Annotated in this window: 17 protein-coding genes; 11 read left to right on the forward strand and 6 right to left on the reverse strand. The window is 71.7% G+C overall.

The window, feature by feature from the left end:
- Positions 1–152 precede the first annotated feature (152 nt).
- The 3 genes from N7925_RS06385 (at position 153) to N7925_RS06395 (ending at position 4,243) form a co-directional block, all read left to right on the forward strand.
- Positions 153–1,481 (forward strand): DUF692 domain-containing protein, encoded by a 1,329-nt coding sequence (locus tag N7925_RS06385; protein ID WP_274343315.1) that lies wholly within the window; start codon positions 153–155, stop codon positions 1,479–1,481.
- Positions 1,478–2,551 (forward strand): TIGR04222 domain-containing membrane protein, encoded by a 1,074-nt coding sequence (locus N7925_RS06390; RefSeq protein ID WP_274343316.1) that lies wholly within the window; start codon positions 1,478–1,480, stop codon positions 2,549–2,551. Before N7925_RS06385 ends, N7925_RS06390 begins: the two co-directional genes overlap by 4 nt.
- A 129-nt stretch (positions 2,552–2,680) precedes the next feature.
- Entirely contained in the window at positions 2,681–4,243 is a 1,563-nt protein-coding gene (locus N7925_RS06395; RefSeq protein ID WP_274343317.1) for an alpha/beta hydrolase, read from the forward strand.
- A gap of 163 nt (positions 4,244–4,406) precedes the next feature.
- Here N7925_RS06395 and hemQ read toward each other — a convergent pair whose 3' ends face one another.
- Both hemQ and hemG read right to left on the reverse strand, forming a co-directional pair.
- Complete coding sequence (hemQ, locus tag N7925_RS06400) at positions 4,407–5,135, reverse strand: hydrogen peroxide-dependent heme synthase (protein WP_026290345.1); 729 nt, start codon at positions 5,133–5,135, stop codon at positions 4,407–4,409.
- Positions 5,136–5,139: 4 nt separating this feature from the next.
- The gene (hemG, locus tag N7925_RS06405) at positions 5,140–6,651 is read right to left on the reverse strand and encodes a protoporphyrinogen oxidase (protein ID WP_274343318.1); all 1,512 of its coding nucleotides are present in this window, start codon (positions 6,649–6,651) and stop codon (positions 5,140–5,142) included.
- 126 nt (positions 6,652–6,777) lie between these two features.
- Here hemG and N7925_RS06410 point away from each other — a divergent pair, with 126 nt between their 5' ends.
- Both N7925_RS06410 and N7925_RS06415 read left to right on the forward strand, forming a co-directional pair.
- On the forward strand, positions 6,778–7,761 hold the full coding sequence (locus N7925_RS06410; RefSeq protein ID WP_274343319.1) for a DUF4349 domain-containing protein: 984 nt from the start codon (positions 6,778–6,780) through the stop codon (positions 7,759–7,761).
- Between the two features lie 67 nt (positions 7,762–7,828).
- Positions 7,829–9,217: an FAD-dependent oxidoreductase gene (locus N7925_RS06415; protein ID WP_265598533.1), complete on the forward strand. Its 1,389-nt coding sequence runs from the start codon at positions 7,829–7,831 to the stop codon at positions 9,215–9,217.
- Positions 9,218–9,254: 37 nt separating this feature from the next.
- Here N7925_RS06415 and hemE read toward each other — a convergent pair whose 3' ends face one another.
- Positions 9,255–10,352, reverse strand: coding sequence for a uroporphyrinogen decarboxylase (gene hemE, locus N7925_RS06420; RefSeq protein WP_265598534.1), 1,098 nt, complete (start codon positions 10,350–10,352; stop codon positions 9,255–9,257).
- A 92-nt stretch (positions 10,353–10,444) separates the two neighbouring features.
- Here hemE and N7925_RS06425 point away from each other — a divergent pair, with 92 nt between their 5' ends.
- From N7925_RS06425 to N7925_RS06445, 5 genes are all read left to right on the forward strand, one after another.
- Complete coding sequence (locus N7925_RS06425) at positions 10,445–11,104, forward strand: DUF3000 domain-containing protein (protein ID WP_265598535.1); 660 nt, start codon at positions 10,445–10,447, stop codon at positions 11,102–11,104.
- 210 nt (positions 11,105–11,314) lie between these two features.
- Positions 11,315–11,977: a response regulator transcription factor gene (locus tag N7925_RS06430; RefSeq protein ID WP_003965521.1), complete on the forward strand. Its 663-nt coding sequence runs from the start codon at positions 11,315–11,317 to the stop codon at positions 11,975–11,977.
- A 114-nt stretch (positions 11,978–12,091) separates the two neighbouring features.
- Positions 12,092–13,363: an HRDC domain-containing protein gene (locus tag N7925_RS06435; protein ID WP_265598536.1), complete on the forward strand. Its 1,272-nt coding sequence runs from the start codon at positions 12,092–12,094 to the stop codon at positions 13,361–13,363.
- Between the two features lie 296 nt (positions 13,364–13,659).
- The gene (locus N7925_RS06440; RefSeq protein ID WP_265598537.1) at positions 13,660–14,886 is read left to right on the forward strand and encodes a thiolase family protein; all 1,227 of its coding nucleotides are present in this window, start codon (positions 13,660–13,662) and stop codon (positions 14,884–14,886) included.
- Positions 14,883–17,012: a 3-hydroxyacyl-CoA dehydrogenase NAD-binding domain-containing protein gene (locus tag N7925_RS06445; RefSeq protein WP_274343320.1), complete on the forward strand. Its 2,130-nt coding sequence runs from the start codon at positions 14,883–14,885 to the stop codon at positions 17,010–17,012. The genes N7925_RS06440 and N7925_RS06445 overlap by 4 nt, the downstream gene beginning before the upstream one ends.
- A gap of 104 nt (positions 17,013–17,116) precedes the next feature.
- Here N7925_RS06445 and N7925_RS06450 read toward each other — a convergent pair whose 3' ends face one another.
- Positions 17,117–18,412 carry a phosphodiester glycosidase family protein gene (locus N7925_RS06450; RefSeq protein ID WP_274343321.1) on the reverse strand — a complete coding sequence of 432 codons (1,296 nt, stop codon included), beginning with the start codon at positions 18,410–18,412 and terminating at the stop codon, positions 17,117–17,119.
- 298 nt (positions 18,413–18,710) lie between these two features.
- Here N7925_RS06450 and N7925_RS06455 point away from each other — a divergent pair, with 298 nt between their 5' ends.
- Positions 18,711–20,342: a hypothetical protein gene (locus N7925_RS06455; RefSeq protein ID WP_274343322.1), complete on the forward strand. Its 1,632-nt coding sequence runs from the start codon at positions 18,711–18,713 to the stop codon at positions 20,340–20,342.
- A 6-nt stretch (positions 20,343–20,348) separates the two neighbouring features.
- On the opposite strand, the gene N7925_RS06460 is transcribed toward N7925_RS06455, so the two are convergent.
- Both N7925_RS06460 and N7925_RS06465 read right to left on the reverse strand, forming a co-directional pair.
- Positions 20,349–21,077, reverse strand: a complete 729-nt coding sequence (locus N7925_RS06460; RefSeq protein ID WP_265598542.1) for a hypothetical protein — start codon at positions 21,075–21,077, stop codon at positions 20,349–20,351.
- Positions 21,074–21,871 carry a rhamnogalacturonan acetylesterase gene (locus N7925_RS06465; RefSeq protein WP_274343323.1) on the reverse strand — a complete coding sequence of 266 codons (798 nt, stop codon included), beginning with the start codon at positions 21,869–21,871 and terminating at the stop codon, positions 21,074–21,076. Before N7925_RS06465 ends, N7925_RS06460 begins: the two co-directional genes overlap by 4 nt.
- Between the last annotated feature and the right edge of the window lie 2 nt (positions 21,872–21,873).

The raw sequence follows: 21,873 nt of genomic DNA on the forward strand, positions 1-21,873 counted from the left end.
CCCGCGATGAGTCCGACGCCCTGACGAGGAACGGCGGTCCGGGAACCTCAAATCCAGCTCTGAACGTCCCCTTGGTCGGGTTCATCGCCGCCTGACGGGGCCATGACCCCTGAACAGTACGAGGTGTGCGGCAGGGGGACGGGGGAAACGCCATGGAACTGGGCATCGGCATCGGCTGGCGGCCGGAGATCGCGGACGAGGTGGAGGCGCTGGCGGGGATCGACTGGGTCGAGGCCGTCGCGGAGAACCTCTGCGACGGCCATCTCCCGGACTCCCTCCTACGGCTCCGGGAACGGGGCGTGCGGGTCGTACCGCACGGGGTGGCGCTCGGGCTCGGCGGCGCCGACCGCCCGGACCCCGCGCGCCTCGCCTCCCTCGCGGCGCGCGCCGAGCTGCTGGGGACGCCGCTGGTGACCGAGCACATCGCGTTCGTACGGGCCGGGGGGCCGCTGACCGCGTCGCCGAGGCTGGAGGCGGGGCATCTGCTGCCGGTGCCGCGCACCTGGGAAGCGCTGGACGTGCTGTGCGAGAACGTGCGGATCGCGCAGGACTCGCTGCCGGTGCCGCTGGCTCTGGAGAACATCGCGGCGCTGATCACCTGGCCGGGCGAGGAGCTGACCGAGGGGCAGTTCCTGGCGGAGCTGGTCGAGCGGACCGGGGTACGGCTGCTGATCGACGTGGCCAACCTGCACACCAATCACGTCAACCTCGGCCAGGATCCGGCGAAGGCGCTGGACGAGCTTCCGGTGGAGGCCATCGCGTACGTCCATGTGGCGGGCGGGGTCGAGAGGAACGGCGTCTGGCACGACACGCATGCCCACCCGGTGACCGCTCCGGTCCTTCAGGTGCTGGCCGAGCTGCGCTCCCGGGTCGACCCGCCGGGCGTGCTGCTGGAGCGCGACGACGCCTTCCCGCCGGCCGCGGAGCTGGCGGGCGAGCTGGACGCGATCCGGGCGACGCTGCGGGACGCCGCACCCCCGGCGGAGCAGCGTCCCGCGACCCGGCACGCGGCACGTGACGGGGGCGGTGACCGGGGCCGTGCGCCCGCCGCCCCCGTGCCCGCCGGGACCCGCGACCGTACCGCCGTCGCGCAGACCGCGCTGCTCTCCTCGCTGGTGGCGGGCACCCCGGCCCCCGAGGGCTTCGACCACCGGCGGCTGCGGGTGCAGAGCCGGGCGCTGGCCGCCAAGCGCGCGGACGTCGTCGCCAAGGTCGCACCGGAGCTGCCGGAGATCCTCGGCGACGGCTACCGCGCCGCTTTCCTCGCGTACGCCGGGGGCCGCCCGATGTCCGGCGGGTACCGGCGCGACGCCCTGGACTTCGCGGAGCACGTGCTCATCGCGGGCGGTCCCGCCGATCCGGTGGCGCGGCGCCGGCTCACGTACTGGTGGCAGGACCGGTCGGGCGCCCGGCCGCCGCGCCGTACCACCCGTCTGGTCCGGGCGGCCCGTGCCGCCCTCGTGAGGAAGGGGACGCCGTGAACGTGCTCGCGCTGCTGGTGACCTTCGCGGTCGTCGTCTCCACCGTGCTCCTCATCACGAAATCGGCCGTCTCCCGGTCCCGCATCCCGTCGGCCGGCCGTTTCCCCGCCGTCCACGACGTCTACGAGGCGGCCTTCCTGACCGGCGGTCCGGCCGGGGTCGCGGACACCGCGCTCACCGCCCTGCACACGGACGGCCGGGTGCTCATCGGCGGTCCCGGCATCATCTCCGTACGTTATGCGCAGGCGAACGACCCGGTGGAACGCGCGGTGTTCCAGGAGCTGTCCACCGCTCCGAGCGGCGCCCTGCACCTGGTGCGGGACGCGGTGATGCGCCACCCGGCCGTGCAGGAGATCGGCGACGGGCTGGCGCAGCGGGGCCTGCTGGTTCCGCCCGGCGAGGGCCGCCCCGTACGACGTTGGGGACTGGTCCAGGGAGTGAGCTGCTTCGTCGCGCTCCCGCTGTCGATCGTCCTCACCGTCCTCCAGTACGTGACGACGGACGTGAGCCTGAGCATGCCGGTCCCGTTCGTCCTAAAGGTGCTGCCCGCGATCCTGCTCGGCGGGATCAGCGGGCTCGTCATCGCCTCGGCCGCGGCCAAGCGGATCACCCGAGCGGGCCGCCGGGCCGCCCAGGCATGCCGGGCGGCCCGGGTCCACCCGGAGACCCCGGCCCACCTGGTCGCCACACGGGGGCTGCGCGCGCTCCCGGACCGGGCGCTCTGGGAGCAACTGGTCGCGGCGAGCCGCCTGACCGCGTCGGCGAGGCGGTCGCGTTCCGGCCTCGCGGGGAGCGGGCGGCCCGGGTACGCGGGGAGCACGGCGGGGGCGTCGGCCTTCGCGGTGGCGACGGTCTGGTGCGCCGCCTCCAGTCCCGGCGGCTCCAGCTGCGGAGGTTCCAGCGGGGGTGGCTCCGGATCGAGCTGCGGCGGGGGTGGCTCCGGATGTTCCTCGGGATCCGGGTGCGGGGGCAGCGGCGGATCGAGCTGCGGCGGCGGCTCCAGCTCGGGAGGTTCGAGTTGCGGCGGCGGCTCGGGCGGGTCGGGCTGCGGCGGGGGCGGCGGTTCCTGAACCGCGCTGCGTGACGCGGAAGCTGACCGCCCATCGGAGTCATGGTTCCGGACATGCTCGGGCGGTGCTGGACTTCACCGTCCCGCCCGCCCGACCATCCCTCTCCGCATCCGCAGAGAGGCACCGCGCGTGAGAACTGCTGCGCTGTACACATCGATCGGCTCCCTGGTCCTGTCCGCCCTGGCCGTCGCTCCCGCCGGGGCCTGGGAGAGCCGGGGCTCCGCCGAGGGCCGGGGCACCGCGATCGCCGCCGCCCGTGCCACGGCCGCCGGGATCGATTTCGTCTCCTGCCCGGAGAAGGAGATGCTCCCGGACTCCCTGAAGTGCGGCACGGTGAAGGTTCCCCTCGACTACGCCGAACCGGACGGGAAGCAGCTCGAACTGACCGTCAGCCGCACCGGTGCCACCGGCCCGGCCGACGCCCGGCAGGGCGCGTTCGTCTACAACCCGGGCGGCCCCGGCGCCTCCAGCATCACCTTCCCGATGGCCGGGGAGCTGCCGGAGTGGAAGGAGATCGCCGAGGCGTACGACCTGGTCGGCTACGCCCCGCGCGGGGTGAACGGCTCCTCCGCCCCGCTGACCTGCCAGGACCCGGCGGCGTACACGAAGGGCCCGACCGACGCGCCGACGCACCCGACGCGGGAGTACAAGGAGCGGCGCGTCGCCCGGGCGAAGGCGTACGCACAGGGCTGCGCGAGCCACGCGGGCGAGACGCTGCGGCACTACACGTCGCTCAACAACGCCCGTGACCTGGACGTCCTGCGGGCCGCGCTCGGCGAGGAGCGGCTGACGTTCATGGGGGCGTCCTACGGGACGTACTTCGGCGCGCTGTACGCGACGCTGTTCCCCTCCCACGTGCGGCGCATGGTCTTCGACTCGGTGGTCGACCCGGACCCGGAGCAGATCTGGTACCGCTCCAACATGGGTCAGTCGCTGGCTTTCGAGGCGCGCTGGGAGGACTTCCGCCGCTGGGTGGCCAAGCACGACGACGTCTACCACCTGGGGGACACGCCCGAGTCGGTGCAGCGGCACTACGACGAGGTGCGCGCCGAGCTGGCGGAGAAGCCCGCGGGCGGGAAGGTCGGGCCGGGGCAGCTGCACTCGGCGTTCCTGGGGGCCGGTTACTACGACGACTACTGGGCGATGCGGGCGACGGCGCTCTCCGAGTACGTCCGGGGCAACCCGGAGCCGCTGGTCGCGCAGGCCTCCCCGCGTGCGGTGGCGGCCGCGGACAACGAGAACGCCAAGGCGGTGTACACGGCCGTCGAGTGCAACGACGCGCCGTGGCCCGAGGAGTTCGAGGTGTGGGACCGCGACCACACGGAGCTGGCGCGCGTCGCGCCGTTCGAGACCTGGGACAACGCCTTCGCCAACCTGCCGTGCGCCTTCTGGCCCGCGCCCCGGCAGCGGCCGCTGGAGGTCGGGACGCGGTGGGGCGAGCTGCCGCCGGTGCTGATCCTGGCGGCGGAGCGGGACGCGGCGACCCCGTACAAGGGGGCGCTGGAGCTGCGGAAGCGGCTGCCCGGGTCGTCGCTGGTGACCGAGCGGGACGCCGGGACGCACGGCATCGGCGGGGCCGGGAACACCTGCGTCGACGACCATCTGCGCCGGTACCTGCTGACCGGTGAGGTGCCGGGGCGGGGCGCGGACTGCGCGGCGCACCCGGAGCCGAACCCGGTGTCGCTGGACTGAGCCCGGCTGTCGGCGGGGCGGCACGGAGCGGGGGCCGCCGCACCATGACGGTGCGACGGCCCCCGAAGCCGAACCCGGTGTCGCTGGAGGAGCGGACGGCACGATCGGTGCCCGGTGCCCGCCCTTCTGATCTTCCGGGTTGGGGTGGTGCGGGACTCGCTGGTTATGCGAGCCCGGCCACCAGGTCTGCGACGCTCTTCCTGCGGCCCGTGTAGAACGGGACCTCCTCGCGCACGTGGAGACGTGCCTCGGAGGCGCGCAGGTGACGCATCAGGTCGACGATGCGGTACAGCTCGTCCGCCTCGAAGGCGAGGACCCACTCGTAGTCGCCCAGCGAGAACGAGGCGACCGTGTTGGCGCGGACGTCCGGGTAGCCCCGGGCCATCTTGCCGTGGTCCGCGAGCATGCGGCGGCGGTCCTCGTCGGGCAGCAGGTACCAGTCGTAGGACCGGACGAAGGGGTAGACGCTGATGTAGTCGCGCGGCGTCTCGTCGGCGAGGAACGCCGGGACGTGCGACTTGTTGAACTCGGCCGGCCGGTGCAGCGCCATGTTCGACCAGACCGGGTCGAGGGCGCGGCCGAGCTTGGTGCGCCTGAAGAGGTTGTACGCCTCCTGGAGCTCGTCCGAGGTCTCGGCGTGCCACCAGATCATGAGGTCGGCGTCGGCCCGCAGCCCGGACACGTCGTAGGTGCCGCGGACGGTGATGTCCTTGGCCGCGAGCTGGTCGAACAGCTCCTGGACCTCGTCGGCGTATCCCGCGCGGTCCAGCGGGAGCACGTCGCGCAGTTTGAAGACCGACCACAGGGTGTAGCGGATGACCTCGTTGAGGTCCTTGGCCTTCTTGCCGGCGTTCGGACTCTTGCTTGATGTCACAGTCTCAGGGGCACTCATACGGCTATTGTCCCGCCTCGCTCCCCGTGCCCCGAACCAGGGTCGACGTGGCGATGATCTCTCCCGTCGTCCCCGCCGTCGTCCCTGCCGGGATCTTCCCCGTGATCTCCCCCGCGATCTCGTCGGCCGCCCGGCGCGCGCTCGCGATGCAGGCGGGGATGCCGACCCCGTCGTAGACCGCGCCGCAGACCCGCAGCGCGGGCAGCTTGGCGACCTCGTCGCGGATCCGGGCGACCCGGGCGAGGTGGCCCACCGGATACTGCGGCAGGCCGCCGATCCAGCGGGTGACCTCGGTGTCCACGGGGCGGGCGGTCAGTCCCGTGGCCGCGGCGAGGTCGCGCAGGGAGACGGCGACGAGCTCCTCGTCCTCGCGGTGCAGATGGTCCTCCTCGCCGTACCGGCCGACGGAGGTACGGAGCACGAACAGGTCGGGGGCGCTGTCCGCGACCCACTGCCACTTGTTGCTGGAGAACGTGGACGCCTTGATCGTGTGGCCGTCGACCGGCGGTACGAGGAATCCGGAACGGCCGCGCAGGGCCTCGTACCGCTCGATGTCGGCCCGCCGGAAGGCCAGGGTCACCAGGGCCATCGAGGCGTACTCGACTCCGGACAGCTCGGCGGACGCGGCCGGGGACTCGGCGGCCAGCAGCGTGCCGGCGGACCAGGCGGGGGAGGCCAGGACGATGCCGTCGGCGGCGAGCGTCCGGGTGTCGGTGCGGACGGCCCACCCCGTTTCCGTACGGGTCAGGCCCAGGACGGGGGTCCGGTCGAGGATCTCGCCGCCACCGGCCCGTACGGCGTCGGCGACGGCCGCGGGGAGGGTGCCGATGCCGCCCTCGACGCCCTGGAAGACGGGTCCGGTCTGCTGCCGGGCGGCGGCCCGCTCCTGGATACGGCGTACGCCCTCCAGCAGCGGCCCGCCCTCCTTCACCGCCTCGAAGAGCTGGGGGACGGCGGCGCGCATCGAGATCCGGTAGGCGTCACCGGCGTAGACCCCGCCGAGGAGGGGCTCCACCAGCCGGTCCACGACCTCGCGGCCGAGCCGGTCGGCGACGTACGCGCCGACCGCGACGTCGTCGCCGACGGGGGTCGGGGTCAGGTCGCGCTCCTCGGCGATCCGGGCCAGGCCCTCGGGGGACAGCACCTCGCCGAGCACCGCCGGGTCGCCGGGGACGCCCATGACGTGCCCCTTGGGCATGGGGCGCAGCGCGTCGCGCGTCCACAGCGAGGCGGTGGCGGTGGCGGGCGGCTGGAGGCGGTCGGCGAGGCCCACCTCGCGGGCCAGGGCGACCGCCTCGGGGCGCCGGGCGAGCATCGACTCGGCCCCCAGGTCGACCTGGACGCCCGCGACCTCGCCGGTCATGAGCTTCCCGCCGAGCCGGTCCGTCGCCTCCAGGAGGGTGACCCGCAGTCCGGTGGAGACCAGGTGGTGGGCGGCCGCCAGGCCGGCGATGCCGCCGCCGATGACGACGACGTGGCCCGGGGGCGTTTCCGCACGCTGTTGAGAACGCTGCATGGGTCCACTCTCTCAAACCCGTACCGCGTCCTGACCGTGACCACTTCGAAACCGCCCGCCGGCAACCGGTCCCGGGGCGGGCGCGTCGAACCGGCACCATCAACCACCGTCCTGGGGGGACCCGTTATGGAATGGAACAGCAGAGCCGATCGATCCCCGGCCCGTGGGCGAGCCGCTCTCGTGGCCGGGGTGCTCGGCCTCCTGCTCGCCGTCGGCGGCTGCGGGGCGTCGGGCGACGCGTCGGGCAGCGGCGAGAAGGCGGCGGACAGCACGTACGCGCCGTCCGGGGAGCGGGCGGGGGCCGGGGCGGACGCCGACGGGGCCGCGTCTGCGGCCGAGGAGCGGGCGGACGGGAAACCGGCCGGGTCGAAGGCGGCGCCGAAGCCGGGGGCGGCGGCCACCCACGTCATCCGTACGGCCACGCTCTCCGTCGAGGTGAAGAACGTGGCGAGGGCGGTCGCCGCCGCGCGCGGCGCGGCCGAGGGCGCGGGGGGCCTCGTCGCGACGGAGGAGACCGAGCGGCTCGACGACGCCCGCGAGACCTCGCACCTGGTGCTGCGGGTGCCGCAGGACCGGTACCAGGAGGTGCTGCGGGAGCTGTCCGGTTCCGGGAAGCTGCTGTCGCGCACCTCGGACGCGAAGGACGTCACCGACCAGGTGGTCGACGTGGACAGCCGGATCGCCACCCAGCGCGCGAGTGTGGCGCGGGTGCGGGAGCTGATGGACCGGGCGGAGAGGATCAGCGATGTGGTCGCCCTGGAGGGTGAGCTGAGCAGCCGTCAGTCCGACCTGGAGTCGCTGCTGGCCCAGCAGTCGGGCCTGAAGGACCGCACCTCGCTGGCGACGATCACCCTGGACCTGACGCCGCCGGACGCCCCGGGCGACGACGGGCGGGAGGAGGACACCGGGTTCCTGGACGCGTTGGGCGGCGGCTGGGACGCGTTCGTGACGGTGCTGCGGTGGATCGCGGTGGCGTTCGGGGCCGCGTTCCCGTTCCTGGTCACCGGGGCCCTGGCGCTGCTCGTGTGGCGGGTGCTGCGGGCCCGGCGGGCGGCCCGCAGGGCCCCGGCGGCGCCCCGGCCGGAGGCGGAGGGCGCTCCGGCTCCCTGACCGCCGTAGCGTGGGGCTCCGACGTGGTGATGCGCCGAGAGGGCGCATCGGCGAAAGGGGACCCGGCATGGCAGCGGAGCGACTGGTGGTCATCGGCGGTGACGCGGCGGGCATGTCCGCCGCGTCACAGGCCCGCAGGCTGAAGGCGGCGGACGCGCTGGAGATCGTCGCCTTCGAGCGCGGCCACTTCACGTCGTACTCCGCGTGCGGCATCCCGTACTGGGTGAGCGGTGACGTCGCGGCGCGCGACGACCTGATCGCCCGCACCCCCGAGGAGCACCGGGAGCGGGACATCGATCTGCGGATGCGGACCGAGGTGACGGAACTCGACGTGCCCGGGCGGCGGGTGAAGGCGCTGGACCGGGAGAGCGGGAAGACGTACTGGACCGGCTACGACAAGCTGGTGATCGCCACCGGGGCCCGTCCGGTGCGCCCGGCGCTGCCCGGTATGGACGCGCCCGGGGTGCACGGGGTGCAGACCCTGGACGACGGGCAGGCGCTCCTGGACTCGCTGGACGCCCTGGGTGCGCGGGAGAGCCGCCGGGCGGTCGTGGTGGGCGCGGGGTACATCGGCGTCGAGATGGCCGAGGCGATGCTCAAGCGGGGCTTCGAGGTGACCGTCCTCAACCGGGGCGAGCAGCCGATGGCGACGCTCGACCCGGACATGGGGCGGCTCGTCCACGACGCGATGGACGGGCTGGGCATCACCACGGTCAACGGGGCCGCCGTGACCGGGATCCTCACCGGTCCGGACGGGCGGGTGCGCGAGGTGGCGACGGACGCGGGGAGCTATCCGGCGGACGTGGTGGTCCTCGGCATCGGCGTGGAGCCGGAGACGGCTCTGGCGCGCGGGGCGGGGCTGCCGGTGGGGCCGCAGGGCGGGCTGCTGACGGATCTGTCGATGCGGGTGGTGGGCCACGAGAACATCTGGGCGGGCGGCGACTGCGTGGAGGTCCTGGACCTGGTGGCGGGCCGGACCCGGCACATCGCGCTGGGCACGCACGCCAACAAGCACGGCCAGGTGATCGGTTCCAACGTCGGGGGCGGCTACGGCACGTTCCCGGGCGTGGTCGGTACGGCGGTGAGCAAGGTCTGCGACCTGGAGATCGCCCGGACCGGGCTGCGGGAGAAGGACGCCCGCGCGGTCGGGCTGGCTTACGTCACGGCGACCATCGAGTCGACCCAGCGGGCGGGCTACTACCCGGGGGCGAAGCCGATGACGGTGAAGATGATCGCGGAGCGCCGTACGGGCCGGCTGCTCGGGGTGCAGATCGTCGGCCGTGAGGGGTCGGCGAAGCGGGTCGACGTGGCGGCGGTGGCGTTGACGGCCGGAATGACAGTGGAGCAGATGACGGCGCTCGACCTCGGTTACGCGCCGCCGTTCTCGCCGGTCTGGGACCCGGTGCTGGTGGCCGCCCGCAAGACGGTGACGGCGGTGCGGGGCGCGGGGAGCTGACGGCCGGTCCCGGGGCGTGGGCCCCGGGACCGTTGGCTCAGCGCGCGGTCTGCTCGTGGACGTAACCCACGAGGCGGGTGAGCGCGTCCGGGTCCATGTTCGGCATGACGCCGTGGCCCAGGTTGAAGATGTGGCCCTCCAGACCGGCGGCGGCGTCCAGCACCTCGCGGGTCTTCTCCTCGACGGCCGGGGTCGGCGCGAACAGCACCGCCGGGTCGAGGTTGCCCTGGAGCGCCTTGCCGGGGCCGACGCGGCGGGCGGCCTCGTTCAGCGGGACCCGCCAGTCGACGCCGACGACGTCCGCGCCGGCCTCGCCCATCAGGCCGAGCAGCTCGCCGGTGCCGACGCCGAAGTGGATGCGGGGGACGCCGTAGGGGGCGACGGCGTCGAAGACCTTCGCGGAGGCGGGCAGCACCGCGCGGCGGTAGTCGGCGGGGGCCAGCGCGCCGACCCAGGAGTCGAAGAGCTGGACGGCGGAGGCGCCGGCCTCGATCTGCACCTTGAGGAAGGCGCCGGTGATCTCGGCGAGCCGGTCGACGAGGTCGGCCCAGAGCCGCGGGTCGCCGTACATCATGGCCTTGGTGCGCTCGTGGTTGCGTGAGGGGCCGCCCTCGACGAGGTAGCTGGCCAGCGTGAAGGGGGCCCCGGCGAAGCCGATGAGCGGGGTGGCGCCCAGCTCGGCGGTGAGCATCCCGATGGCCTCGGTGACGTACGGGACGTCCTCGGGGGTGAGGTCGCGCAGCCGGGCCAGGTCGGCGCGGGTGCGGATCGGCTCGGCGATGACGGGGCCGACGCCGGGCTTGATGTCGAGGTCGATGCCGATGGCCTTCAGGGGCACGACGATGTCGCTGAAGTAGATCGCGGCGTCGACCTTGTGGCGGCGTACGGGCTGGAGGGTGATCTCGGCGACCAGCTCCGGCATCATGCAGGAGTCGAGCATCGCGATGCCCTCGCGGACCTTCAGGTACTCGGGCAGCGAGCGCCCCGCCTGGCGCATGAACCAGACCGGCGTGTGGGAGACGGGCTCGCGGCGGCAGGCCCGCAGGAACGCCGAGTCGTGGGTGGCGTGGCGGACCGCGTCGAGGCTGGCGGAGGTCGTCGTCTGCTGGCCCGAAGGGCTGTCGTTGGCACTCACGCACAGAATCTTCGCACGCGCGCCGAAGGAGCCCGGCCCCGCACGGGTGTCTCTCCCCGCACGCGGCCCGGCTTCCGCCTACTCTTCCCCGCATGGCTCCGGCTCAGGGACAATTTTCCGATCATTCCGACGGCGTTGAAAGCAAGGACCGCGCGGAGGAACCTTCCGTGCCGCCCGCGTTCCTGGCGGCGGTCGACGCGCTGCGCTCCGCGCGGCTCCGCCCGGAGCTGGAGGTGGAGGTGACCAGGCCGCCCCAGCGGCTCGCCCCGCACGCGTACGCCATGGAGGCGGCAGTGGTGGACGGCGAGGACGATCTCGCGGACGGCAGGCTGGTCCTGCTGCACGATCCGGCGGGGCACGACGCCTGGCAGGGCGCGTTCCGGCTGGTGACGCTGGTCCGGGCGGAGCTGGAGCCGGAGATGGCGGCGGACCCGCTGCTCCCGGAGGTGTGCTGGTCCTGGCTGACGGGTGCGCTGGACGCGCGGGGCCTGTCGTACGGAGAGGCCGGCGGGACGGTGACGCGCGCCGGATCGCACTACTTCGGTGCGCTGTCCACGCGCCGCCCGGCGACGCAGATCGAGATCAGGGCCTCGTGGACGCCGAGGGAGTCACGCGGCGGTGTGCCGGACACGGCGTCGCACCTGATGGCCTGGGGTGATCTGCTGTGCCAGATCGCGGGACTGCCGCCGTCGGATCCGGCTGACGCGGCGGTGGTGACGTTGCCGCAACGGCGCGGGCCGCAGGTTTCGTAACACTCCGTCACCCGTTTCGCACAAGCGCCGACGCTCTTTTCGTACAATCGATCGCGCGTCCTATTTGCCCGAATTGTTACGCATCAAATAGCGATCTTCCCCTAAAGGAGGACGGGTCCGCTGCCGAAGAGGTCAATGACCCTTCAAGCACGGTTCGCCCCGGCTTCACCCCCCGAGCCGGCCCGTCCCGCCACTCCCCCAGGAGGCCTGGTGTCCGTTCTCCTTGAGCAGCCCGCAAGCCTGGTCGCCTACCGCCCGAACAAGCCGACGGCCATGGTCGTCGTGGCCGACCCGCGCGTCCGTTCCACCGTCACCCGCCATCTGTGGGCCCTCGGAGTACGTGACGTCATCGAAGCGTCGTCCATCGCGGAGGCACGCCCCCGCGTCGGCAATCCGCGCGACATCTGCATTGCCGACGTCCACCTGCCCGACGGTTCCGGGCTGACCCTGCTGTCCGAGACCCGCGCCGCAGGCTGGCCCAACGGTCTCGCCCTCTCCGCCGCCGACGACATCGGCGCCGTTCGCAACGCCCTCGCGGGCGGCGTGAAGGGCTACGTCGTCACCGGCACCCGAACCAACATCGGCCACCCCACCCGCCCCGGCGTCGCCCCCATCGGCGCCAACGCGGCCCGTATGCACCGCAGGCCTCCCGGTTCCCCGAGCCACCCGGGCGGCTACCGCGAACTGTCCGGACGTGAGGTGGAGGTGCTCCGCCTGGTCGCCGAAGGCCAGTCCAACAAGGCCATCGGCGTCTCGATGGGCCTCTCCGCCCTGACCGTCAAGTCCCACCTCGCCCGCATCGCCCGCAAGCTCGGCACCGGAGACCGTGCCGGAATGGTCGCGGTCGCCCTGCGGACGGGCATCATCCACTGACCGCACCCCGCCGGGACGTGCACCGATGCGGTTCCGGCTGGAATACGCGCATGGCCGCCCGTCGACGGAACGTTCCGTCGACGGGCTCCGCGCATACACAGATACCCTTGACACGTGACCGACGCCCAAGAGACCGCAGCAGACAGTTCACTGCGAACCACCGGGGGCGCTCCCCCGGACGACGTCGCCCCGGCGCCGATCCCCTTGCTCGAACCGCGCGAGGGCGTTCCCCCGGTAGTGACGTCCGACGACGCCCTCGCCGGGGTGATCGCGGCCTTCGCCGCGGGCACCGGCCCGGTGGCCGTCGACGCCGAGCGCGCCTCGGGATACCGCTACGGCCAGCGCGCCTACCTCGTACAGCTGCGCCGCGAGGGCGCGGGCAGCGCCCTGATCGACCCGGTCGGCTGCCCCGACCTCGCCGGCCTCGGCTCCGCGCTGTCCGGCACGGAGTGGATCCTGCACGCGGCGACCCAGGACCTGCCGTGCCTGCGGGACATAGGCATGACCCCCACTTCGCTGTTCGACACCGAGCTGGCCGGACGGCTCGCGGGCTTCCCGCGCGTCGGCCTCGGCGCGATGGTGGAGAACGTCCTCGGATACGCCCTGGAGAAGGGCCACTCCGCGGTCGACTGGTCCACCCGCCCGCTGCCCGAGCCCTGGCTGCGCTACGCCGCGCTCGACGTGGAGCTCCTGATCGACCTGCGCGACGAGCTGGAGGACGAGCTGGAGCGGCAGGGCAAGCTGGAGTGGGCCCGGGAGGAGTTCGACGCCATCGCCTCCGCCCCGCCCGCGCCGCCCCGCAAGGACCCCTGGCGCCGCACGTCGGGCATGCACAAGGTGCGCCGCCGCCGTCAGATGGCCGTCGTCCGGGAGCTGTGGACCGCCCGTGACCAGGTCGCCCAGCGCCGCGACGTCTCCCCGGGCAAGGTGCTCGGCGACGCCGCGATCATCGAGGCCGCGCTCGCGCTGCCGGTCGACGTACAGGCCCTGTCCGCGCTGCCGGGATTCGGCCACCGCATGGGACGCCGTCAGCTGGAGCAGTGGCAGGCCGCCGTGGACCGAGCCAAGGCGCTGCCCGAGACGGCGCTGCCGCAGCCCGGCCAGCAGCCGGCCGGACCGCCTCCCCCGCGCTCCTGGGCCGACAAGGACCCGGCCGCCGCCGCCCGGCTCTCGGCCGCCCGCACCGCCGTCTCCGAACTGGCCGAACGCCTCCACATGCCCCAGGAGAACCTGATCACCCCGGACACCGTGCGCCGAGTGTGCTGGGAGCCGCCGAAGAACCCGACGCCGGGCGCCGTCGAGGACACCCTCGCCGGGTACGGGGCGCGGAACTGGCAGATCCAGCAGGTCGCCCCGCTCCTGGTGCGGGCGCTGGACGCCTCCTGACACACCCGTTCCCGTGACGCAGCGAACACCCCTGGTCACCGACCGGGGGTGTTCCGCTTCCCCGGACCCGCCCACGGGCCGAACCGATGGTCGAAATCGCGCCAGGTTCAGAGCTCTTTCTTTCGCCGCGCGGCCGCCGGGACGGCCCGTACCGGGCACCGGGACGGTGTGACCTTCGACGCTCCGGCCGCGAGGGGTGGGCAGTCTGGTTACCCGCAAGTAGCATGAGGGCAGGCGGCGCGCCCCCGTGGCGTGCCCCGCAGCAGTGCCATCCCGCACCCTGGAGGAGAGCCACCGTGCCTCGTACCATCCGGGACGTCGTCTTCGTCGACGGCGTCCGCACCCCGTTCGGCAAAGCGGGCCCCAAGGGCATCTACCACGAGACCCGCGCCGACGACCTCGTCGTGAAGGCCATCCGGGAGCTGCTGCGCCGCAACCCGGACCTGGACCCCAAGAAGATCGACGAGGTCGCCATCGCCGCGACCACGCAGATCGGGGACCAGGGCCTGACGCTGGGCCGTACCGCCGGAATCCTGGCCGGTCTGCCGCAGTCCGTCCCCGGCTACTCGATCGACCGCATGTGCGCGGGCGCGCTGACCGCCGTCACCTCGACGGCCGGTTCCATCGCCTTCGGCGCGTACGACGTCGTCGTGGCCGGTGGCGTCGAGCACATGGGCCGCCACCCGATGGGCGAGGGCGTCGACCCGAACCCGCGCTTCGTCTCCGAGAAGCTGGTCGACGAGTCCGCCCTGTTCATGGGCATGACGGCGGAGAACCTGCACGACCGCTACCCGACGATCACCAAGGACCGTGCCGACGCGTACGCGGTGCGTTCGCAGGAGAAGGCCGCCAAGGCGTACGCCAACGGCAAGATCCAGCAGGACCTGGTGCCGGTCTCGGTGCGCCGCACGAACGCCGATGTCGGGGAGACGGGCTGGGGCCTGGTCACCGCCGACGAGCCGATGCGCCCGGGCACCACCATGGAGTCCCTGGCCGGTCTGAAGACCCCGTTCCGCGCCCACGGCCGCGTGACGGCCGGTAACGCCGCGGGACTCAACGACGGCGCCACCGCCTCCCTGCTCGCCGCCGAGGATGTCGCGCGCGAGATGGGCCTCCCGGTCAGGATGCGCCTCGTCTCCTACGCCTTCGCGGGCGTCGAGCCGGAGGTCATGGGCTACGGCCCGATCCCGGCGACCGAGAAGGCGCTGGCCCAGGCCGGTCTCTCCATCGAGGACATCGGTCTCTTCGAGATCAACGAGGCGTTCGCCGTGCAGGTGCTCGCCTTCCTGGAGCACTACGGCATCGCCGACGACGACGCCCGCGTCAACCAGTACGGCGGCGCGATCGCCTACGGCCACCCGCTGGCCTCCTCCGGTGTCCGGCTCATGACGCAGCTGGCCCGGCAGTTCGAGGAGCAGCCCGAGGTCCGCTACGGCCTGACGACCATGTGCGTCGGCTTCGGCATGGGCGCCACGGTCGTCTGGGAGAACCCGCACTTCAACGCTGACGGAGGCAACAAGTGAGTTCCACCACTGAGCTTCTGAAGGGTGCGGCCGAGCTGTTCCCCGGCGAGGTCGTCACCCAGGCGCACGTACGCCACCTGGACCTTCCGTCCGGCGCGGGCAACTTCGCCCTCATCACGCTGGACAACGGCCTTGACCACACCAAGCCGACCACCTTCGGACCGCAGTCGCTGGCGAACCTGAACGCCGCGATCGACCAGGTCGAGAAGGAGGCGTCCGAGGGCACCATCACGGGCGTCGGCATCACCGGCAAGCCGTTCATCTTCGCCGTCGGCGCCGACCTCAAGGGCGTGGAGCTGCTCGGCCGCCACGAGGACGCGCTGGCCATCGGCAAGGGCGGCCACGACGTCTTCCGCCGCCTGGCCGGCCTCGCGGTCCCGGCCTTCGCGTACTACAACGGCGCGGCCATGGGGGGCGGTGTCGAGGTCGGTCTGCACTGCACCTACCGCACCGTCTCCCAGGCGCTCCCGGCGTTCTCGCTGCCCGAGGTCTTCCTCGGCCTGGTCCCCGGCTGGGGCGGCTGCGCGCTCCTGCCGAACCTGATCGGCGCGGACCGCGCGGTCTCGGTGATCATCGAGAACTCGCTGAACCAGAACCGTCAGCTCAAGGGCAAGCAGGTCTACGAGCTCGGGATCGCCGACGCGATCTTCGAGGGCGCGGACTTCCTGGAGCAGTCGCTGATCTGGACCGCGGCCGTGCTGAAGGGCGAGCTCGCCGTCGAGCGGCCCGCGATCGACCGCGGCGAGGCCTGGGACGCGGCCGTCGCCCGCGGCCGGGCCATCGCCGACTCCAAGGTGCACGGCGCGGCCCCGGCCGCGTACCGCGCGCTGGACATCATCGCGGCGGCGAAGGACGGCGACCTGTCCGCCGGCTTCGACGCCGAGGACCAGGCGCTGGCGGACCTGATCATGGGCGGCGAGCTGCGCAGCGGCATCTACGCCTTCAACCTGGTCCAGAAGCGCGCCAAGCGCCCGGCCGGCGCCCCGGACAAGAGCCTGGCCCGCCCGGTCACCAAGGTCGGCGTCGTCGGCGCGGGCCTGATGGCCTCGCAGCTGGCGCTGCTGTTCCTGCGCCGCCTGGAGGTCCCGGTCGTCCTCACGGACATCGACCAGGAGCGCGTCGACAAGGGTGTGGGCTATGTCCACGCCGAGATCGAGAAGCTGCTCGGCAAGGGCCGCATCAACCAGGACAAGGCCAACCGCCTCAAGGGCCTGGTCTCGGGTGTCCTCGACAAGGCCGAGGGCTTCGCGGACGCGGACTTCATCATCGAAGCCGTCTTCGAGGAGATCGGCGTCAAGCAGCAGGTGTTCGCGGAGGTCGAGGCGGTCGCCCCGGCGCACGCGATCCTCGCCACCAACACCTCCTCGCTCTCGGTGACCGAGATGGCGTCGAAGCTGAAGAACCCCGAGCGGGTCGTCGGCTTCCACTTCTTCAACCCGGTCGCGATCCTCCCGCTGCTGGAGATCGTGCGCGGCGAGCAGACGGACGACGCCTCGCTGGCGACGGCGTTCGGTGTGGCCCGCAAGCTGAAGAAGACGGCGGTCCTGGTGAAGGACGCCCCGGCGTTCGTCGTCAACCGCATCCTCACCCGCTTCATGGGCGAGATCCAGAACGTCATCGACGAGGGCACCCCGGTCGAGGTCGCGGAGAAGGCCGTCGAGCCACTCGGCCTGCCGATGTCCCCGCTGGTGCTCCTGGAGCTGGTCGGCCCGGCCATCGGCCTGCACGTCTCCGAGACCCTGAACCGCGCCTTCCCGGAGCGTTTCACGGTCTCGCAGAACCTCGCGGCGGTCGTGAAGGCCGGCAAGCGCGGCTTCTACGTCTACGACTCCGGCGCTCCGGTCCTCGACCCCGAGGTCGCGGCCCTCCTCGAGCAGGGCGACACCGTCCTCACCGAGGAGCAGACCCGCGACCGCGTGCTCGACGCGGTGGCGCAGGAGATCGGCCTGATGCTGGACGAGGGCGTCGTCGCCGAGGCCCAGGACATCGACCTGTGTCTGATCACCGGCGCGGGCTGGCCCTTCCACCTGGGCGGCATCACGCCGTACCTGGACCGTGAGGGCGTCTCCCAGCGGGTGAACGGCAAGCCGTTCCTGGCGCGGGGCGTGGCGAGCGTGCCGGCGTAACGCTCGATTGCACTGCGGACGGGCCGTACGGGAGATCATCCCGTACGGCCCGTCCGGCGTGAACGATTCCGCGCGGAGCTCTCGTCGCGGGCGGGACAGACCGCTCAGCGAAGCGGTTCAGGCACGACGACGATCGCGTTCGAGACCTCGCGCTGCCGGTCCTCGTCCGTGCGGCCCGGGTCCGACGGGCTGTTTCGAACCCGGTCCCGCACCACCATCGTGCTGGAGCCGCCGCCGTCCAGGTTCATGGCCTCGACCGCGCCCAGCGCGAGAACCTCCCTCGCCGCCTCGGTCAACGTCGCCCCCTCGCTGACGCCCGGCCTGCGCCCGTCGAGGACGACCAGGAGCAGGGCACCGTCGGCACGGATGCCGGCGACGGTGCGCGGGGCACGGGTGCCGGACGCCCCGGCAGAGACACCGTTGGCGGCGGCGTTGATCATGATGCGGCCGGAGCGGACGAGGGCCGGGCCCGCGCCGAGCACGGAGGCGCCCTCGATGGGTACCTCCCGCCCCTCCCGGTCCGCCACGGTGGCGGACACCGTGAGGCCATGTCCGGTCCGGGCGTTCTCCCGGAGCCAGTGCGCCGCGGAGCCGGTGCCGATGAGGCTCCGGCCGTCCTGCGGCAGGGGGCCGCCCGCAGGGCTGCGCAGACCGATCACGGTGGATCGGGCGTCGAGCAGGGCCTCGACGCTGCCCGGGACGCCGACGGCCGTGGATGCCCCCCATTCGGTGGTGAATTCGACTAGTTCATCCTGGTCCGTACACACCCGCCCGGGGCGTGGAGCCGTGACCGGCGGTCCGATGCCGTCGAGGCGGTCGCCGCCGGTACCTCCGCAGCCGAGGATCCGGCCGGGCGTCCGGTTCGTTCCGTCCACCGGTCGGCTCACCCCGTGGTCCGTGGTGACCCGGCTCACGGAGCTCAGTTCGGTGATGCGGGCGGGCTTGTCGCGGGCCGGGAGGACCAGAGCGGTGCGGCCGTTGGACGCCTCGCTCAACAGAGTGCCCCCGGCGACGTACAGGCCCAGCGGATCGCCGGTGTCGCGCGGGGCCTCGGCGTCGAAGAAGGTGCCGTTGACCGCTGCGACGGCGCCCGCCCCGCGGGCCAGCGCACCCACGGTGTCGACCTGCGCGAGGCCGTCGCCGTGCTCGGCACGCATACGCACGGGCGCGTCGCGGTCCACCGTCAGGACGCTGAGACGCAGCGGGGCGCCGTCGTCGAGCGTGCGGGTCGTGTGCGTGAACGTCACCCCGTCCGGCAGGCGTTGGGCGGTCGGGGCGGGCGCAGGAGCCGGCGGCCCGGAGTCCCGGGGGCGCTCGGGTGACGCCCCGCCGCTGCAGGCCGCCAACAGCAGTGGCGCGAAGGCCAGCGCCGCCGCGCGGACCGGCCGTCGTACCCTCATGTTTCTCTGTCTCCCCTTCTCGGCCACCCCGTCCGACCCGCCCGGGGAAAGGGCGCACCGGTGTGGAGGAATCACCCATCGCAAACGCCCTCGAACGCGTGGACACTATCAGCGCCCGATGCCCGCAGAACGACCTGGGATGCATATGGCGACTCGACTGGCGTCCCCTGGGCCGGATAGACTCCAAAGCCCGACGGAACACCGTGTCCGACATCACGCGAGAGCAGGCAAGGGTATCTCCATGACATCTCCGATCCCTCCTCTCGTGTCGAATCCAGCCGCTACGGACAGCCGGAGCGTGCTGACCGCCACAGACGACTCCGGCCCGATTCCGGTCGAGTATAAATTCCGCCCCGCCGAGGGCGATACTCAGCATCTGATCGTCATCTTCTCAGGTTTCGCAGCACCGGCCGGATATCATTTCGCGGGTAAATCGCTGAACGATCTGCGCGCCAATATTCTCTGGATTCGCGACGACTTCGACGACCATTACAGCTACTACCTGTGCCGGGACATGAATTTCGGTATCGAGACGGCGGTGGCGGGTCTGATCGAGCGGACCATGACCGGCCTCGGGCTCACCCCCGACCGGGTCAGCCTCCTGGGCGTCTCCAAGGGCGGCAGCGCGGCACTATATTTCGGATTGAAATACGGTTACCGGAACATCGTCTCCGTCGTGCCCCAGTTCCTGATCGGGGACTACGTTCGCGATCGGGCAGAGACGGGCCGGTACATGCTCGGCGAGGCAATGCCGCAGCAGCACGTGGACGCACTGAACGGAGCACTCCCCAGCCTGGTCAACGCCTATGGCGGGCAAGGCCACAACATCTACCTCTTCACCTCCGAGGCCGATGAGCAGTACACGAAGGAGATCCATCCGCACCTGGAGCTTTTCTGGGGGTGCGCCAATTTCAACTTCATCCGTACGCGCTCGGCCATGGTGCGTCAGCACGGTGAGGTGTCCGGGTACAACCTGCCGCTCGTCACCGGTGTGCTGGCCTCGCTGACTGAGGGTGCGGAGCCCCGCCTGGGCTTCGTCGAGAACGGCAATGCGCAGGTCGACGAGGTGGAACGAGGCATGTATCTCGCCAAGTTGCGCCAGTCGGACCAGGTGGTCGCCGTGCTCAACAAGCAGGACATCCGCGGTGCCGGGCTGCTCCTCACCGGCCATGCCTTCCTTCCGGGCGAACCGTCCCATGCTGTCGGGCGGCCGGTCAAGAGCCTGATAGCCGAAGGTCCGGGCAATCGCCATTGGGAGTTCCCGCTCGCCACGACCGAGGCCAAGCATCTCTACAGTCTCTATTTCGACCGATTCGCTTGCGACTACCCTGACGGCGGCTTCGAACCGGAGAGCCCCAAGGGAATCCTGGTGAACGAGATCCCGGCCGGCGCGTACGACCTCTCGGTTCGCATTCAGAGCCCTGCTGAAGGCATAGACCGACGCGCGCCCCTCTCGGCACGCCGCCCCTTCGATATCCGACGCCCTTTCGGAGGCACGGAGATATCGCTGATCGGGGACAAGCGCAAGGTTCGACTCCTCCGAAGGCCCATTATCGGCCATTACTCCCAGGAGACAGCTTTCTCCGTCGAGAACACCTGGCTCAAGGAGCGAACGTTCCACGTCGAAGGAACGTTCTTCGTCCACGGAATAGAGGCAGCCGAGCACGGGCACGCGAATTATTACCTAGTGCTGCGCGGAGAGCAGTCCATCTACTCGTTCCGGCTCGGCATGTCACGTAAGCCGGCCGCCATCCGCGGGCATATCCGACGTGGCGACTTCAGCAATTATGACTTCGCCTACTTCGCCACCTCGGGCTACAAGGGAATCAACCTCGCGAACGCACGTCCGGGAAACTACGAAGTGCACGTTTCCATGAGCACGGGCGGCTCTCTCTTCTCCGCCCAGGCCGGCACGGTCACACTGAACTGACCGAAGTCAGGAATGGTCCGCGACGGCACCAGGAGACGCTCCGAAGTCGCCGATATGCACGGTGACTTCCGACCACACCCGATGACCGCGCGCATCCTCATAACAGAGTTCGAAGCGGTCGTATCCCAGGTGTTCCGGATCGGCCTCGTACGTGACGCCGCCATCGGCGGTACAGGTCAGCAGCCCATGCCGGGCGATCCCCACTCCGACGAACCGCAGCCCTTCCGCGGGACTGTGACCGGCCGGGAGCAGCGCGCGCCCGCCCTGCCGCAGCCTCATGCTCTGTCCGGCCAGCACATGCCGCCGCACCCGGAACCCCGCATCCGAGACCGCCGTGGAGGGGATCAGTTTGTCGCCCTGGACCGTCATCAGGCCGATGATCACCCGGGGCAACAGCACACTGCCCTCGGCGGCGTCGTCGGCGATCCGCACGACGCAGTTGACCGTGCGCGGTTCGGTGCCGCCGGCGTACGTGGCGTACCGCCCGTTGTTCAGGTGGCTCATGCCCTGGTGACGCACCATCGTGGCGTGATCGCCGAGCAGGTCGTCGAGCAGGTACCCATAGGTACGGTAGGCACCGCCGACCGGCGTCACCGACAGTGCGAGGCCGAACTCCTGTCCTGGCACCAGGGGCAGTGCCGGGTCCACATCGGAGAACAGATCCAATGTGCCGCCGATATGGGGCATCTGGGGGTGGGTGACCCAGGCTCGTACGAGCGGATACCAGTCGTTCACAGCAGCACCTCTCTCCTCTCCTGGGATGCGGCGCCGGAGCCGACCCTGGACTTGGTCAGTCGTTCGAAGTCGTCGTCGTCGAGGAACTCCACCGCGGTCTCCGGGATCTTGGCCTCCAGGTTCCTGAAGTGGGCCGGGGTGAGCAAACCCTGGGCGCACATCTCGTCCGCCACGAACCGCGCGCACTCCACCGCGCCGTGACCGCGAAGGTGGGTGTTGTCGGCGATCCCGTCGGGGAAGTTGGCGTACTCCCCGGGCTCCGTGTAGAGAAAGAGCTGCTTGGTCCCCTCCGCACCGGCCTGGCGCCACCAGTTGACGCTCCACGCGTTGAGGTCGATGAGCGGAACGGACAGGCCCGCCGCGACTTCGCGCATGGCCGTCGGATAGAGACCCAGTGGGCGGCGCATGTTTCCGTGGTCGTCGAAGACGCGCCGTTCATGGCTGGTCACCAGCACCGGATGCGCTCCCCGCGCCCGCGCCCCGAGCACGTACTTGCGCAGATACCACTGGTAGTCGCCGAACGGTTCGGTGAACCGGCCGTCACCCGGCTTCATGTCGATCAGCCCGAAGGAGACCACCAAGAGATCGCCGGGCTCGATGTTCTCCAGGATCCAGTCGAGCCTGCCGCGCTCGACGAAGCTGCGTGAACTGGCTCCGGCACGTGCGGCGTTCACTACTTCGGCGTTCTGGATGAAGATCTGGAGCACCTGGCCCCAGCCGGTCATCGGCGCCATGCTGCGCGGGCGGCTCGTCACGCTGGAGTCACCCGCCAGAAAGACCCTCACATGCCGCATCC

Source organism: Streptomyces sp. CA-278952, assembly GCF_028747205.1.
Lineage (GTDB): Bacteria > Actinomycetota > Actinomycetes > Streptomycetales > Streptomycetaceae > Streptomyces.